Raw genomic sequence first — 15,988 nt, forward strand, 5'->3', positions numbered from 1 at the left:
TCATTTATCATGCACATTTTTCAGGGAATAAAACAAGTATTTTTTAATTTGACACGCCCATCGGCTTCTGGTATAGACACCTACTCATGTTGTGGGGATGTAGCTCAGTTGGGAGAGCGCAGCGTTCGCAATGCTGAGGTCAGGGGTTCGATCCCCCTCATCTCCATTTCACGACTATAACGCCTTGATTTAATGATCAAAGGCGTTTTTTGTTTTGGTAAAACGTCCTGCCTTGCACCAATCGTCTACACTGGTGTTACATTATGTTTAGTCGTCTCAACGGATAGACAGACGTCAGAAGAGGCGGGTCGAAAGGGCGAACTCGAAACATGACCTTCCAATCTTTAGCCCCCAGATCAGCCTGTATTTTATGGTGTCAACTTTCAACTTCCGTTAGGCTCACCGGCCTTTTTAGGCTGAAGACTGAAGGGGCATAGGCGCACTTTTCGTCACAAACTCAACCCTGTAGCCTTCATCCCTATAGTTTCAACGGTCCGGACTGCTTGAGCGTGGGCGTGTTTCCGGGCCGCCCGGAACACGCTTCAGCGGAACTTGACAAAAGTGCGCAGAGCGCGGGTTCTTTCCTGCCGGCATCGGCCCATGAACACCGAAAGTCGAATTGATAATATCTAACGACGCCGTGTTTACGGCTGCATGACCTGAAAGGAATGGATTTCCTTGAATACCTGTGCACCTGCGGTGATGGTGACGGAAAAGATATAGGCGCCGGGCGATGCATCGGGGGGGATCTGGATATAGGCGTTCACGCCCCATGTGCCCGGAACGAAATGATGAGGGGTGGTGTCTCTGAGTACAACCCTGCCGTTGTGGATCACCTGCCGGAGGATAGTGCCGCGGAGGTCTTCCGGAGTGCAGGAGGCATAGACAAAGCGGGTCAGGATCTGTTCCCCCGGGACCATCTTATAGGGTCTGAAAAAGGTTTCCTTCAAGTAAACCGAAGTCGTGTTTTTACAGGAATATTGCTTTCTTGTTTCTTCATAGGTGGCGACAAGGTGCTCCCCTGGTTTGTAGGTCCACTTGTAGGTCTCGATTTGCGCCTTGAGCAAGGCTCTCTGGCAGGCCGTCAGTGACAGCAGTGCCAGAAACAAGATTGCCCATCGGATTATTTGATGATGTGCCATCCGTCATTTACTCCTTCAGGGGGTTCAGCAGTTTCCTTGCCGGGTCTTCTATTTTCGGCTTGCCCGGTTCTTGCCTTCGAATCGACTTCGCTTGCCGACGACGTTTCTTCCAGGGGTCCGTCGGTCGTCTGGTGCGTGTTGCCGGGTCGTTTCAGCGCTTCGCTTGCCGGCGACTTCTTTTCCAGGGGTTCGTCGGTCGTGTGGTGCGTGTTGTCGGGTCGTTTCAGCGCTTCGCTTGCCGGCGACTTCTTTTCCAGGGGTCCATCGGCCGTGTGGTGCGTGTTGCCGGGTCGTTTAGACGTTTCGCTTTCGATGCTTTTCATCGGTGTCGTCTCCGAAGGGGCGTCCGGCTCTGAATTCAGTATGGGTGAAGCTGGAGATGGTGACCGACCCTCAGTTTCCTCGGGAACGAACGATTCCCGCGGGAGGGAGGATGTTGCCGTATGATCCCGGTTCTTTTCCGCTGGAGGACTTTCCGGGACTGCCTTTTGAAGCGGCGATGCATCAGGCAGCTCTGTCTCGTCATCCATTGTCACGGGCAAAGGATCGGCGGTATGGATCCGGTCGGCAGGCGAGGAGATCTCTGGAGTGCTGTAGCCGCGCGAGTCTTGCTTCCGGGAATCCCCAAAGAAGAGAAGACGGAGTAGGATTCCGATCAGAACAATTCCCGTTCCCATGAGGAGGTAGAAACTTTTCCGCTCGAAACGCCCCAGGAAAAGACGGGCTTCCCTTCTTTGTTCGATGGAGACAACGTCATTTTCTCCGTCGATTGATTTCCGCTCTGAAAGTGGATCATCTTGATTCGAAAACGGCTTGCCGGAAAGCATGTCGACGCCACTCTCGCCGTCATCGCTGAACTCCAGCAAGGCGATCGAGAGTTCTTCCGCGGATTGAAATCTGTCCCGGGGATTTTTAGAGAGGGTTTTCATGATGAGGCGGCAGAGGCCCCTCGGGAGGGTTGGCGTAATGGCCCCAGGGTCGTGCGGGACCTCCTCCATATGCGCTTTGATGACCTCGAACCGCGATTTGCCGTGGAAGGGCACCTGTCCCGTGAGCATCTGATACAGCGTAATGCCTAAAGAATAGATGTCCGATGCAGCATCGACCGTTTCACCTCGGAGCTGCTCAGGAGACATGTACCACAGCGATTCCAGACGCATCCCCATCAGGGAGATTCCTTTTTCCCCGAAGACCTTGGTGATCCCGAAGTTCTTCACTTTGATGTTTCCGTCTCCGATGATCAGGATGTCGGCCGGCTTTAGATGACGGTGATAGATGCCGCGCTTGTTCATGAAAGCCATGGCGTTCAAGATCTTCAACGTTATCCGGAGGGATTCCGACAGGTTCAGGGAGCCCGTCTGGTTGAGCCGTTTTTCCAGGCTCTCCCCCTGGATATATTCAGTGACCAGATAGATCCCCTGGTTGTCTTTCAGGTATTTCAGGACATTGACGACGTTGGGATGAAACAGGCCGGCTTGTCGATTGGCCTGGTGCAGAATCCGGTCCCGCATGGCCAGGTTCGCGCACAATTCGCGTGAGAGCACCTTGATGGCGACCAGTTGCTCGGTTTTGGAATGAACGGCTTGGTAAACCATTCCGATATCACCCTGACCAAGGAGACTGAGAATATTATAGGGGCCGATTTGTTGACCAATCATCGTTCATGCGTTCCGCGTTGGTGGCGTGACCGAACCTGCCTGAAAGCCGCTTTCTTTCCATAATGATAATTCACATTCTCAACTTTCATGGGCCGTATCCTCCCGGCACCGCTTTCCGGTCACCGTCATGAAAGTCGAAGGCTGCGTCACATTGGTTAACTTCCGGCATTCTCCATAGACCGGTGCGGCAGGGGACGGCCCGCACACCTGGTGGTTTCGTTCAAGTGCTGCTGAAGTCTGGTTCGGGCAGCCCGGAAACCGGCCCTGGCTCAAACCTTCCGGGCCGTTGAGACTAAGGGCTGAAGAGGTGCACCTGTGGCGAATGGCGTGTTTATGTCCCTTCAGCCTTCAGTCTCTATCCAGTCACCATAACGAAAGCCGAAAGTTTCGTTATCAATAATGATGCACTCGTAAAAAGCCGGATGCGGGAAATCGGCACGTCCGGTTTGACGAGGGGCAGGGGTGCACTCCCTGTTCCACATATTATTAATAATAGCACTGTTCCTCAAAAAAATCTCGACGAATTTCTTGCCGTGGGGTGGTCAAGTCAGTTTGATGATGGGGGTGATGTTACCGGAAAATCGAAGTTGGATGACTATGGTTCGGGGTTGGTCGAGGCAGGGGCTGGATATTTTTCGATAAACTTTTTTTCGGATTCGGCCAGACCAATCAACAGAAGTTCGTCGCCGGGCTCGAGAATGATGGTCGGGTCGGGGTTGATGATCAGATCTTCCCCTCGTTTCACGGCCACAACACTGCATTGGGTGTTCTCTCGGACCTGAATGTCCAAAAGAGCCTTGTTCTCCAGTTTCGGGTTCAGGGCGGTTCGAAATACGTTGAGGCCCTCGGACAGCATCAGAATCTTTTGCGGATGCAGCAGGTTCAGAATGGTGGCGGTGACCAGGGAACTGTAAGACATTACCAGGTTGGCGCCGGCCCGGTGAAGGGTGTTGATGTTCCGATCCAGGCTGGCGCGGCTGATGATCTGAACATCCGGGCGAAGCCGTCGGCAATAGATGGTCAGGTAGATGTTCAGGTTGTCGTCATGGGTGGTGATGATCACCGAAGGGGTTTCATGAATGCTTGCCTTGACCAGGGTTTCCAGGTCGGCGGCGCTTCCCTGGATGAAGTGGGGGTCCTGGGCGGCGATGCCGGTTTTCTTTTCTACGACCCGGTAGTCGATGTCCCTGGCTTTCAGCGTATTTGCCACTGCCATGCCGACACGTCCGCCGCCCAGCACCACTACAGGTCCCGAGTTGAGTTGTTTCTCCCGGCCGCCGCCGATGGATCTGTCAAACCGATCCAGTTGCGCTTCGGTCCCGGCCAGCACCAACACCGTCGATTCCCCGATGAGGGACTGAGGGCCCGGGATACGGAATTGCCCTTCTTCCCAGATGCCCACCACCGTCACCCCCGTCACCTCTCGAAGACGGCTTTCAGCCAGGCTTTTTCCCTGTAACCATGTTCGCATGACCGGCGCTTCCGCGATGAGCAGCTGATCGAATCTGCCGACGACATTGGCTTTCATGCTCACCCCGTGGACGCGACGAGCCAGGGCCTGCCCCAACATTTTGGTGAACTGAAGAACATGGGTGCTGCCGGCCATCTCCAGGATATCCAGGGAGTCGTCCGCGTCGGCGTTGGTCACGGTGACCACGTTGGCGTTCGCTTCCCGGATGGTGAAAATGATGTTGGTGCTGGCGACGTCGTCGTTCAGCACGATCACCATTGCGGCGCGGTCGATATTGAGACGGTGGTAAGTCTGAGGATCATCGAGGTCCCCCACCACCACCGCGTACCCTTGGTCGTGGAGATCGAGTGCTTTCTGAAGCTCGGCGGTCAGAATGACGTAGTTGATGCCGTATTGGCCGAGCTTCTGAATCAAGTTTACGGCGACGGCATCAAAATAAGTGAAGATTAAATGACCGGAAAGGCTCTCGGCCACCGCTCGCGGCGCGCGCGCTTTGTTTTGTTCATCCAGCCATGGGGCGTAAAAAAACTGGATGAAGGTAAAGGGCAGTATGATGAGAAGAAAAATAATCCCGCTCAGCAGCACCACGACAGAAAAGAATTTACCGATGTCACTGCTGAAGGTGATGTCGCCGAACCCCAGGGTCGACATGGTTGTCAGGGTCCAATACAGACCGGTTATCCAGGAATACCGACGTCCCTCGTAAAGCATGAGCACGTGGAACAGAACGGTGTAAAGAGCGAAAAAAAGAATCAGCACCATGGAGAACCGGATCAGTAGACGCATGTTGCTTTTTCGCCGGCTGAGCTGCATCAGTAAAGCCAGCTGAGTGGTCATGGTCTTCATCTTGTTCGCTCCAGACGTTCGGCTGGATGAATCCAATCCTTCCGACAATAGACGGCGACGACATCATGATGATGCGGTTACATGATGTAGGCCAGCGCGCTGCGGTAGCTCTGATCCAGGTTCTTGGCGGCGCCTTCGACGCTTTCCTTGAGTCGCAGCCAGTTGTCGTCGGATTTTTTGATTTCTTTCATTTGCATCTCGATAAAATTTCGGTTCTCGATAATGGCATCGATCAAGGTTTGAAGTGCCTGCCGGCGTTCGGGCTTGGCGGAATTCACCTCGGCAACCAATTCCTCCAGTCTGTCGGCCCACTTCTGGAGGGTTTGTTCTACTTCTCTGACATACTCTTTTTGGGAAATCGTCATGTCTTCTCTCCTTCATTTGAAGATATAAGATATACGGTTGGGTTCTGATAGCGCTGCCGCAACCCCCTTATGCAATTGAGAAGAAAATAATCACGACAAATGCCGATAACAACACAGGTGTCGATCAATTTCAAGAATATCTCATAATTACCATATCTCGAATTGTTCGGCAAGCGGATTTACATTGCGCGACGTGCCGGTCGGTGACGAATGTCTGCAGGAGACGATGGCGACCCGTCAATATCCCTGTTCAGTCGCATTCACCTGCTGATTCGAGTACGGAGTACATTATGGATGTGACGAGAAGGCATTCACAGGGACGCCTCGGAAAGCATGAAGCCGGATACCGGCAACAAATCAAAATTCTTGACATTTTATGTGAAAGAATGTATACTTTTTTGTGCTGTTGTTTTATTAGTATAAATAAAATCAAACGGTTAGAGATTTTTGCAATCAGGGCCGATTTGCGATGCCTCCAAAACGTATGAAAGCGGCGGCCGCTTCATATTTTTTTCGAATCTTTATGGATAACAACGGCCGCCATGAAGGCCGACAAGGACCCGATGGATGATGGAACGCACAGCTGAACTCCAACGCAAAACCTTGGAAACGGACGTGAAAGTCAAACTGAGTCTGGACGGTTCCGGACGTGCGGACGTGCGGACGGGGATCCCCTTTTTTGATCATATGCTGACCCTTTTCACCGTTCATGGCTTGTTCGATCTCTTCCTTAAGGCTGAGGGCGACATTGAGGTCGATTTTCACCATACGGTGGAGGACGTGGGGCTGGTGTTGGGTGATGCGTTTTCCCAAGCCCTGGGAGACCGGCGGGGAATTCGGCGTTACGGCCATGCCGTGACGCCCATGGACGAGACCCTTTCCACTGTGGCGATCGATCTCTCCAACCGTCCTTTTCTGGTGTATAATGTTTTTCAGACCGGGAAAGGTGTTTCCGGTTTTGACGTCTATCTGGCGAAGGAGTTCTTCAGGGCCTTTACCAACCGAAGCGGAATGAACCTCCATATCAATGTGGCCTATGGTGAAAACGAGCACCATATTCTCGAGTCCGTCTTCAAGGCCGCCGGCAGAGCTCTCGACGCGGCTGCCGCTTTAGACGACAGAATTTCGGGCGTCCCTTCGACCAAAGGCGTCCTGTAGCCCGAAACACGAACCCGAAGCGCAAATCAAGACGGATAAGTGTGGCAATGGTGAAAAAAATGAATCGATCTCTCGTGTGGTGTCTGGTTCTCTCCGGTCTTGCGGCCTTTACGCTTGTATGGGGATGTGCCGACAGAAAGGTTGTCCAGAAATCCATCGTCGTTCCGACCGATCTCCGGAAAATACTGGTAGTGGCTTTCAGGGACATGAACGCCCAAACGGACGAACGAACCAATGTCCGATGTCCCCTCAGCGGGAAGGTCTTTGTATCGGGCCCGGTGGACGCTTCGGCGTCCGCTTTTTTGACGGATCGTCTGTTGACGTCGCTCAGGGAAAAGGCTGAAAGGGACTTCAAACTCATCACGCCGCAGGACCTTTGGGAGATTCAATCCGGTCTGTCGGATTCGGCAGATAATATGTCCGAATTGAGACTGATGATGGCAGTCGGACGGGCTATGGATGCCGACGCTCTGTTGGTGGGGCACCTCTATCGCTATATCGAAAGGGTCGGTCGGAATCTTTCGGTGGAAACCCCTGCCTCCGTCGCCTTTGACGTTCACCTGGTCCGGACATCGGATGGACGCGTTCTTTGGACGGGATATTTCGATGAAACCCAGAAAACGCTGATGGAAGACATGTTTGATATCGGCAGGTTTTTTGCCCGTGAGGGGAAGTGGATCACGGCGGAGCAGATGGCGTCGGCCGGACTTGACAACTTATTGGAAACACTGAATATAAAATGATAATTATACCGGCGATAGATATCAAAAACGGCAAGTGTGTTCGCCTCCGGCAAGGTCGGATGGACAGCGAGACGGTCTTCGGAGAGGATCCTGCGGCCATGGCACTGAGATGGGAAGCCGACGGTGCTGAAATGATTCATGTCGTCGATCTGGACGGCGCGGTCGAAAAGAAGCCTCGAAATCTGGTCTCCATCAAGCGAATTTTAGACGCTGTAAAGATTCCGATACAGGTCGGCGGCGGTATTCGAGATATCGAAACCATCGAGATGTATCTGTCGGTGGGCATTCGGCGTATCATCATCGGCACTGAGGCTATTCGAAACCCGGCCCTCGTAGAGGAGGCGTGTCGAAACCATCCGGGCCGAATCGTGGTCGGCATCGATGCCAGAGAGGGCCTGGTGGCCATCGAGGGCTGGACCGAAACCACCCGGACCCGGGCGGTCGAGTTGGCTCGACGCTTTGAACAGAGCGGTGTTGCCGCCATCAATTTTACCGACATCCACCGGGACGGCATGCAGACCGGTCCCAACCTGGAGGCCACTCGGGAGCTGGCCGAATCGGTTTCCATACCGGTGGTGGCATCGGGCGGAGTTTCCACCCTCAGGGATATACGCAATCTGATGCCTCTCGAACCGTTCGGAGTGATCGGCGTGATCACGGGCAAGGCTCTCTATGCGGGAACCCTGAACTTGAAGGAAGCCATTGATCTCACCCGATGACATTTTGAATGTCAGACTTTTTTGATTCCTGTTGACACAGAGATTTTCCGCCTTATATTCAACGAGTTTGACCGCTGGATATTTTCCGCTGCAAAATACGGTGAGTCTTGCACACGGTATTTGCTTCATCCGACAACAATGATTAGAAGTAATCTAGAGACGTCGTTTTCCGCTTCAGCTTCCTTCCAGTGTTCCGATGTCAGGAGGTCTTAACTGGTGGATCGTATTCCCGAGAAGACCATTTCAGAAATCAGGGCTGTTTCGGATATCGTTTCCGTGATATCGGAAGTGGTTCTGCTGAAAAGAGCCGGGAAGAACTATGTAGGGTTGTGCCCCTTCCATTCCGAGAAAACTCCTTCGTTTACCGTGAACTCCGACAAACAGATCTTCTACTGTTTCGGGTGTGGCGCCGGTGGAAGTGTCTTCACGTTTCTGATGAAACATGAGGGACTCTCTTTTCCCGAAGCGGTGCGGATGCTGGGGCGCCGACACGGCATCGCCGTGTCGGATAACGACCTCTCTCCGGAAGAGCAGCGGCGTATACGCGAACGCGAAGGGATCTTCGATATCAATGAACAGGCAACGGCATTTTTCAGGCGGATGCTTGTGGAAGATCCTGTGGGCTGTCGGGCCTTGGACTATCTGAGAAAACGGGGGATGAGCATGGAAACGATCGACCGGTTTTCATTGGGGTATGCCCCCGAGGGATGGGATGCCCTGACGCGGTTTTTCGCAGATCGGCGCATTTCGGACATGTTGCTGAAACAGTCCGGCCTGGTGATCGCCAAAAAAAACGGTCCCGGACATTACGACCGGTTCAGGAATCGCATCGTTTTTCCCATCGCGGGAACCGCTTCCCGGGTTGTTGGATTCGGTGCCCGGGTAATGGACGATTCCCTGCCGAAATACTTGAATTCTCCCGAAACAGCCGTCTTCAACAAACGACGAAGCCTTTACGGTCTGGAGGCGGCCAGATCCGGGTGCCGGGAAAAGGGCACCGTTTACGTCGTCGAAGGATATTTCGATGTTCTGGCGCTTTCGCAGGCGGGAGTTCCCAATGTCGTGGCGACACTGGGAACCGCCCTCTCGTCCGAGCACGTCAGAATTCTGAAGGGATATGTCCGCGAGATAATTCTGGTATACGATTCGGATCAGGCGGGCATGCGTGCGGCCTTCAAAAGCGTTGAAATATTTCGCCGGGAGAATATGGATGCACGGATTCTGGTTTTGCCGGAAGGCCACGATCCGGATTCATTCATCCGCAAATTCGGCAGGGACGCTTTCGAAGCGGCGGCCCAATCCGCACGAAACATGATGGACTTCATGATGGAAGAGACAATCCGTAAGCACGGCCTTTCAGTGGAAGGAAAAATTCGCGTTATCGAAGAGATGCGGCAGCCGTTTTCCGCTGTTTCGGATTCGATGGCCAGATCCCTTTACATTCGGAATCTGGCCGAGCGAGTCGGCGTTGACGAGGCCGTCGTGGCCGGCCGAATAGGCAGGCCGGCGTCCGGTCGAGATTCGCGGCGAGAGAACGACCCGAGGGGAGCGTATGTTGCCGAAGGCTCGGATTATCAGGATTCGATCGGGTTTGAGGGGCGGCATGCCAGGATCGAGAGAAAGATCGTTACCGTGATGCTCCAGTTTCCGGATCTTCTGGCGGAGATCGATCGTCGCCGCATTCTCGATGATTTCGAAGATGAACGACTGAAATCCATCGGCCGACATCTTCTCGCCAACTACAAATCGGGTGGAGAACATCACATCTCCAATTTTATCGAAAAATTGGATGAAGCGGAGAGGGCGATTGCAATCAACCTGGCGATGGAAGGGGATGTGTGGGATCGAGGCGGATGTCTTCGATTGCTGACGCAATTCGAATCCGGCCGAAAGCGGCAGACGGATAATTTATTACATAAAATAGAAGCCGCACGCCGAAACAACAACCAGGCCCTGCTCTTGGAGCTTCTGAAAGAAAAACAGAACCGAGCCAGGAAGCGGCAGACGATAAACTGAAATCTGCAGGAGGCGCAACTAGATGGCTATGAAATCCACTGTAAATGGGGAAAATGCGGAAGACAAAGCCGCATTGAAAGCTCTCATTGCAAAGGGAAAAGAGCAGGGATACCTGACTTATGACGAGATCAACGCCGTCCTTCCCGATGAGGCATTATCCCCGGATCAGCTCGATGAAACCATGGTCCTTTTCAACGACCTGGACATTGACATCCTCGGCGACAAAAAACAGCCGATGTCCAATGCGACCAAGGTGAAAAAGAATCGGGACAAGGCGAGCCTCGATACGGATACGTCTGTATCGGAATTCGGTACGGTGACCGATCCGGTCAAGATGTATCTTCGGGAGATGGGGATGGTTACGCTCCTCAGCCGAGAAGAAGAAGTCGAAATTGCCAAGAAAATCGAGACCGGAGAACAGGAGGTGCTGAGGGCCCTTTTGGATACGACCGTTGGGGTCGACTCTATTCTGGAGTTGGGAAACGAGATCGAATCCGGAACCCTTCGGCCCCGCCACGTCCTTCGGGATCTGGATGAAGGCGATACCTGTGTCGATGAAGAACTGCAGTGCAAAAACTTTCTGAGCACCATACAGTCCATTCGCGAGGTGGACAACGAGAACAGGGCTTATCGTGAGCAGCTTTTTTCCTCAGCACCGGACCCCGACGAACAGCGGCGCATCCGAAGGAATATTTCACGCAGAAACGGTAAGATCTTTGATTATCTCAAGGAATGGCGCTTGGAGAGCAGCGTGATCGACAACATCGAGACGGCAATCAAAGAGGATATCCGGTGGTTCACCTTTATGCAGGGGGAACTCGTGAAATGCGCCGAAAGCCTCGGTATCTCAGTGGCAGAGATCCGCAAGGGGCTTGAGGAAAAGTCGGTGCTCGCCGAGGATGTTCGACGGAAAGGCGTGCCGGATGTCGCCGAGATCGACGTGCTGATAGACAAACTCCAAACGATCCAGGATAAGATCGATGCCCGGGAGTTTGAACTCAAAGCCAATTGCAAAGCCTTGAAGCGGACCATGTCCAATGTCGAGGAAGGGCGCCAGAGGGCCAAGGATGCCAAAGCCGAACTGATTCGTGCCAATCTACGGCTCGTGGTGAGCATCGCCAAAAAATATACGAATCGAGGACTGCAGTTCCTGGATCTGATTCAGGAGGGAAATATCGGCCTGATGAAGGCGGTGGATAAATTTGAATACCGGAGAGGGTACAAATTCAGCACCTATGCCACGTGGTGGATCCGCCAGGCCATTACGCGAGCCATCGCGGATCAGGCCCGGACCATACGGATACCGGTTCACATGATTGAAACCATCAACAAGCTCATCAGGACGTCCCGATATCTGGTCCAGGAACTGGGGCGGGAGCCGACACCTGAAGAAATCGCCGAAAAGATGGAAATTTCACTCGAAAAGGTGCGTAAGGTTTTGAAGATCGCCCGGGAACCCATTTCTCTCGAGACACCCATCGGCGAGGAGGAAGACAGCCATCTGGGAGATTTCATCGAGGACAAGAAATTCATGCTGCCTTCGGACGCGGCGGTCAGCCTCAACCTTTCGGAGCAGACGCGGAAGGTGCTTGCCACACTGACGCCTCGAGAGGAAAAAGTCCTCCGGATGCGCTTTGGTATCGGGGAAAAGGCCGATCATACTCTGGAGGAGGTCGGACAGGATTTTGCCGTTACCCGCGAACGCATTCGGCAAATCGAAGCCAAGGCTCTCAGAAAATTGAGGCACCCGACCCGAAGCCGGAAGTTGAAGAGTTTTATCGATTATTGACAGGGTAATTCTTGACAAAAATTATTTACGGCGTTAGGAAAGGTGCTCGGTATCGATCTCCCATCGGGCCCATAGCTCAGCTGGCAGAGCCACCGGCTCATAACCGGTCGGTCCCTGGTTCGATCCCAGGTGGGCCCATCACGATATAGCCAATGAAAGGCGTGGCGGAAAAACGAGCCACGCCTTTTTTGGTCGTCCGGCACAGCGCCTGTTTGGACCACACCGGAGTGGTGGCGGTTCGTCACGGATGGAAAGACCCATACCGTGAACCCTATGGGAATCATTTGGATTTTTCACCCATAAATGATCAAAACCGGCGATCGCCGGACAGGCTTCCATGGAATGGAGGGCTTGTATGACCGTTACTGTAGCCGATCTGATCGATATCATGGATCAGATCGCACCGCCGGATCTGGCGGAGGAATGGGACAATGCCGGACTTCAGATCGGCCGAAAGGATTGGCCGGTAAAGCGCGTCTGGGTTTCACTGGATCCGATCCCATTGGTGGTATCCGCTGCCTGCGATGCCGGTATCGACCTTCTCATCACACATCATCCCCTGATTTTCAAAGCTCCAAAATCAATCGATTTCGCGACACCTTTAGGACGGATCATCCAGCAGTCGGCATGTTGCCGACTGAGCATCTATTCCGCCCACACCAATCTGGATGCCGCGGTCGACGGTATCAACGATATCCTTGCCGACCGGTTGAAAATGACGGATACGATTCCCCTCGTGGAGGGATCCGCGGGAACGGGCACCGGCATCGGTCGGGTGGGTACCCTTGCCCGGCCCACGACTCTCGGTGCGCTTGCCCGGGAAATCAAGGAGACGATCAAGGTGCCGGCGTTGAAATATACCGGGTCCAAAGACTTGCCTGTTCGTCGGGCGGCGGTATGTTCCGGAAGCGGATCGAGCCTTATGGGGGCGTTTTTTGCTTCGGGAGCCGATGTCTATGTGAGTGGAGATCTGAAATATCACGATGCCCGGGATGTCGAAGCCGCCGGATTGGGCTTGATTGACGTGGGGCACTTCGCTTCGGAGCACCTCATCGTGGATATCCTCGTGGAACGGTTGACGGCGGAGGCGAAAAAACGATCGATGCCCCTTTCGATCGAGGCATGTCCTCTGGAAACGGATCCCTTTGTCTCTATCTGAGGGGAATGATGCGGGAGCTGTTGAGGGTGACAACCCCGGATGCGCCGCGTCCAGGGCACGCGTGGTTTTGGTTCTATGGACGGAGAGAAACGATGGACGTAAAAGAACAGATTGATATTCTGGTGGCGCTCCAAAAGAACGATACGGACGCCGATCAGGTTCGAAAGCTGCTTTCGGGAATTGCCGAAAAACAGCGGCATCTGGAAAAGGAGCTCACCGCCGCTGTTTCGGCCAAGGATGCCGCAGCCGCTGATCTGGAAGGATTTCGCAAATCTTATCGACTACTTGAATCCGACGCCAAGGTTAATCTCGAACTGATTCGGAAAAGCAAGAGCCGATTGCCGGGCGTCAAAAGCAACAAAGAGTATCAGGCGTTGCTCAGACAGGTTGAGGAGACGGAGAAAAAAAACAGCCGCATAGAAGATGAAATGCTCGCCATCCTCGATCGGATCGAGGCGGGGGAACAGGTGCTTGAGGAGCGGAAACAAGACTGTCTGCGTGCTGAGAATGCCTTTGAAACGGAAAATCTTCGGCTGGTAGTGGAGACCGAAAAGGAGGAAATGCATCTGGCCGAACTTGCGGAGAAACGGAACCAAATCGCCGCTGCCGCACCCCCGGATCTGATGAAGATATTTATGAGCACCCGGAAGATGGTGGATGGCCCCATGATTGTTCCGGTGAGAGGCAATACCTGCGAGGGCTGCAATATCAATATTCCTCCGCAGATGGCCAATGACCTCAGACGATTCGAAAGCTTGAATTTCTGCCCTTTTTGTAATAGAATTATATATTGGGAAGGACCTCGGGATTAAACCTTCAGGAAATGGTCGGAGCCGCCTGGGCAATCGCCGGACCCAAAGTCCGGAGGAAAGTCCGAACACCAGAGGGCAGGGTGCTCCATAACGTGGAGTCGCGGCGACGCGAAGGAAAGTGCAACAGAGAGCAGACCGCCGTTTTTCAAGGGTCGAGGTTGGTTCCGGCATTTGTCGGAGGCCGACGCCGTCTCTGGAAACGGTAAGGGTGAAACGGTGCGGTAAGAGCGCACCAGTTCTCCGGGCGACCGGAGAAGCTTGGTAAACCCCACCCGGTGCAAGACCAAATAGGGGAGTGATTGAGGACGGCCCGTCCGAGCTCCCGGGTAGGTTGCAGGAGGTGCCGGGCAACCGGCATCCATAGAGGAATGATTGCCGCCGTCCCGCGGCAGAAATGCCTCGGGATGGAACAGAATTCGGCTTACGGGCGACTCCGACCATTTTTTCCTATTATCCCAAAGAAACTCGGCAGAAAGAAAGCGAACGAGACCTTTATGCTGTTGATTGAAGATTTGCGGGTTGAAATCGGTGGGAAACCGATTTCGAAAAATACAAACGAAAATTTTTCAGGGTTTGTCCCGGGAGTCGGGATGCCCCATGAATTCGCCGCGGACAAGATCGATCAGCGAGAGATCGCGTATCTGATGGCCCGGGGTGTCGATGAGGAGGAGGCTGTTTCGACGATCGCCAGAGGGTTTTTAAATGTTGACATCGAAGGGCTTCCCGCAGGATTGCGGGAAAAACCGGACAAGGCCGTTTCGGAAACCCTGAAGGATCTGATGTAGATGACCGGCGCAGAAAAGAATACCGGGAGTCATTCCTTTACCGAAAAGGTTCACCTTTTTTCACGCGACTACCTCAAATGCTGTCTGTTCATTTTGGGACCGGGATCTCCGAACAAAGGATACGTGTTCACCAAGAAACTGTTTTCCAAACTCATCGGTACCTCGCAGGTGTTGGAGGATTTTCTCGATTTTCACGGTGCCAAAAACAACAAGGATTGGTATCTCTACCGTGAACTCTCCGCCGCCGTGAGGCACCTCAGTCTGGGCGGGTATTCTCAGAAGCACATTCTGAACCGGCTCGTCTGCTACGACCTGCCGGAGGACGATGCTTTTGAAAGGGATGGACGGGTGACGCTCGATTTTTTGACTCGATCCCTCATCAAGATCGCGCCGATCATCCTGGACGAAGCCAGGCGTCTGGGTATCCCCATACCTGAGGATGAGTTCGACGGATCCGAGTTCCCGGGGATCGTCACTGGAACGGGTTTGGAATACAATATCGACGACGAAAAAAAAAAACAGCCCAAAAATTATATCGTCAAGATTTCGAGCGAATTTCTCAACATCAGCAAACACTTTGACCAGTATACCTTTTTCGAGCCGTTCGATGTGCATCGTATACGCAGCCTGGTACCTGAAGTGATCAACGAGGTGGAGGTGAGACGTTACGAGATGCTTGTGCACAACCTTCAATCCTCCTTTGACACCTACGTCATTCACGGGGGCTATGTCCACGGTAGGCGGCAGCTCAAAACGCTCCGCAGTCATTTCTCCGTGGTGTTCCACCTGCTTCAGAGTATGGGGCGGTTTCTGCACTTTTACGAACGGCATCTTCACGAAGCGGGATACCGGGACATTTACAAGAAGGTTCGCAATCAACTCTCCTTTCTGGTGGATCCCGATATTTTGTTGGACCGAACCATCAACTACGGCCTTTTTTGGGTGTGCCATTTTCTCTCCAACGGGAAGGAAATCGCGCAGGCGGTGCTGAACGAGAATATCGATCGGGACGTCATTCAGGTGGGCGTTCCGGTGCCCAGAGGCTTTCATAGTCGTCCGAGCCTTCTGGTGGCTAAAATTGTTCAGCATTACGGGGGCAAGGTGGAACTTTGCGCCGGGGAGGGCCGCTTTGATGCCAGCAGTGTTCTGGATATCCAGTGGGCGGGCGGCAAAATTCAGAACGAGAACATCACGCATGTCAAGTTCGAAGGGGACGCCCGATCGCTCAGGGACCTCAAGGTCCTCGCAAACTCCAACTACGGCGAGGACACCATGGGCAACGGGATTCCTCTGCCGCGGGAACTTGGGTATCTCCATGAATAGGC

The 15,988-nt window shown here is 53.4% G+C and carries 13 protein-coding genes, 2 tRNA genes and 1 other RNA gene; 12 read left to right on the plus strand and 4 right to left on the minus strand.

What is annotated here, in order from left to right; genetic code table 11:
• Positions 1-93 precede the first annotated feature (93 nt).
• Positions 94-166 (plus strand) — tRNA-Ala (locus AB7S84_RS00135).
• A 478-nt stretch (positions 167-644) separates the two neighbouring features.
• Here the strand turns inward: AB7S84_RS00135 and AB7S84_RS00140 are convergent.
• The 4 genes from AB7S84_RS00140 to AB7S84_RS00155 all read right to left on the minus strand — a co-directional run bounded on the left by AB7S84_RS00140 (position 645) and on the right by AB7S84_RS00155 (position 5,482).
• Entirely contained in the window at positions 645-1,142 is a 498-nt protein-coding gene (locus AB7S84_RS00140; protein WP_428152614.1) for a hypothetical protein, read from the minus strand.
• Positions 1,124-2,800 (minus strand): protein kinase domain-containing protein, encoded by a 1,677-nt coding sequence (locus tag AB7S84_RS00145; RefSeq protein WP_428152616.1) that lies wholly within the window; start codon positions 2,798-2,800, stop codon positions 1,124-1,126. Before AB7S84_RS00145 ends, AB7S84_RS00140 begins: the two co-directional genes overlap by 19 nt.
• 595 nt (positions 2,801-3,395) lie before the next feature.
• Positions 3,396-5,117, minus strand: coding sequence for a potassium channel family protein (locus tag AB7S84_RS00150; RefSeq protein WP_428152618.1), 1,722 nt, complete (start codon positions 5,115-5,117; stop codon positions 3,396-3,398).
• Between the two features lie 77 nt (positions 5,118-5,194).
• Positions 5,195-5,482 (minus strand): hypothetical protein, encoded by a 288-nt coding sequence (locus AB7S84_RS00155; protein WP_020875214.1) that lies wholly within the window; start codon positions 5,480-5,482, stop codon positions 5,195-5,197.
• A 570-nt stretch (positions 5,483-6,052) separates the two neighbouring features.
• Here AB7S84_RS00155 and hisB point away from each other — a divergent pair.
• The 11 genes from hisB (at position 6,053) to AB7S84_RS00210 (ending at position 15,986) form a co-directional block, all read left to right on the plus strand.
• Positions 6,053-6,640: an imidazoleglycerol-phosphate dehydratase HisB gene (gene hisB, locus AB7S84_RS00160; protein WP_040413909.1), complete on the plus strand. Its 588-nt coding sequence runs from the start codon at positions 6,053-6,055 to the stop codon at positions 6,638-6,640.
• 59 nt (positions 6,641-6,699) lie between these two features.
• Complete coding sequence (locus AB7S84_RS00165; protein ID WP_428152620.1) at positions 6,700-7,383, plus strand: hypothetical protein; 684 nt, start codon at positions 6,700-6,702, stop codon at positions 7,381-7,383.
• Positions 7,380-8,102 (plus strand): 1-(5-phosphoribosyl)-5-[(5-phosphoribosylamino)methylideneamino]imidazole-4-carboxamide isomerase, encoded by a 723-nt coding sequence (gene hisA / locus AB7S84_RS00170; protein WP_428152622.1) that lies wholly within the window; start codon positions 7,380-7,382, stop codon positions 8,100-8,102. The genes AB7S84_RS00165 and hisA overlap by 4 nt, the downstream gene beginning before the upstream one ends.
• Positions 8,103-8,318: 216 nt before the next feature.
• On the plus strand, positions 8,319-10,118 hold the full coding sequence (gene dnaG / locus AB7S84_RS00175; protein ID WP_020875210.1) for a DNA primase: 1,800 nt from the start codon (positions 8,319-8,321) through the stop codon (positions 10,116-10,118).
• A gap of 22 nt (positions 10,119-10,140) precedes the next feature.
• Positions 10,141-11,907, plus strand: coding sequence for an RNA polymerase sigma factor RpoD (gene rpoD / locus AB7S84_RS00180; protein ID WP_428152625.1), 1,767 nt, complete (start codon positions 10,141-10,143; stop codon positions 11,905-11,907).
• A gap of 65 nt (positions 11,908-11,972) precedes the next feature.
• Positions 11,973-12,045, plus strand: a tRNA-Ile gene (locus AB7S84_RS00185).
• A gap of 217 nt (positions 12,046-12,262) precedes the next feature.
• Entirely contained in the window at positions 12,263-13,066 is an 804-nt protein-coding gene (locus tag AB7S84_RS00190) for a Nif3-like dinuclear metal center hexameric protein (RefSeq protein ID WP_428152627.1), read from the plus strand.
• 92 nt (positions 13,067-13,158) lie between these two features.
• A complete protein-coding gene (locus AB7S84_RS00195; protein WP_428152629.1) occupies positions 13,159-13,878 on the plus strand; it encodes a zinc ribbon domain-containing protein in 720 nt (239 codons plus the stop codon).
• A gap of 17 nt (positions 13,879-13,895) precedes the next feature.
• An RNA gene (rnpB, locus tag AB7S84_RS00200) (RNase P RNA component class A) lies at positions 13,896-14,317 on the plus strand.
• 55 nt (positions 14,318-14,372) lie between these two features.
• Positions 14,373-14,663 carry a SufD family Fe-S cluster assembly protein gene (locus AB7S84_RS00205; RefSeq protein WP_070962309.1) on the plus strand — a complete coding sequence of 97 codons (291 nt, stop codon included), beginning with the start codon at positions 14,373-14,375 and terminating at the stop codon, positions 14,661-14,663.
• Complete coding sequence (locus AB7S84_RS00210) at positions 14,664-15,986, plus strand: HPr family phosphocarrier protein (RefSeq protein WP_020875205.1); 1,323 nt, start codon at positions 14,664-14,666, stop codon at positions 15,984-15,986.
• The last annotated feature ends 2 nt before the right edge of the window (positions 15,987-15,988 follow it).

It is taken from the genome of Desulfococcus sp. (genome assembly GCF_050178255.1).
GTDB classification, from domain to species: domain Bacteria; phylum Desulfobacterota; class Desulfobacteria; order Desulfobacterales; family Desulfococcaceae; genus Desulfococcus; species Desulfococcus multivorans.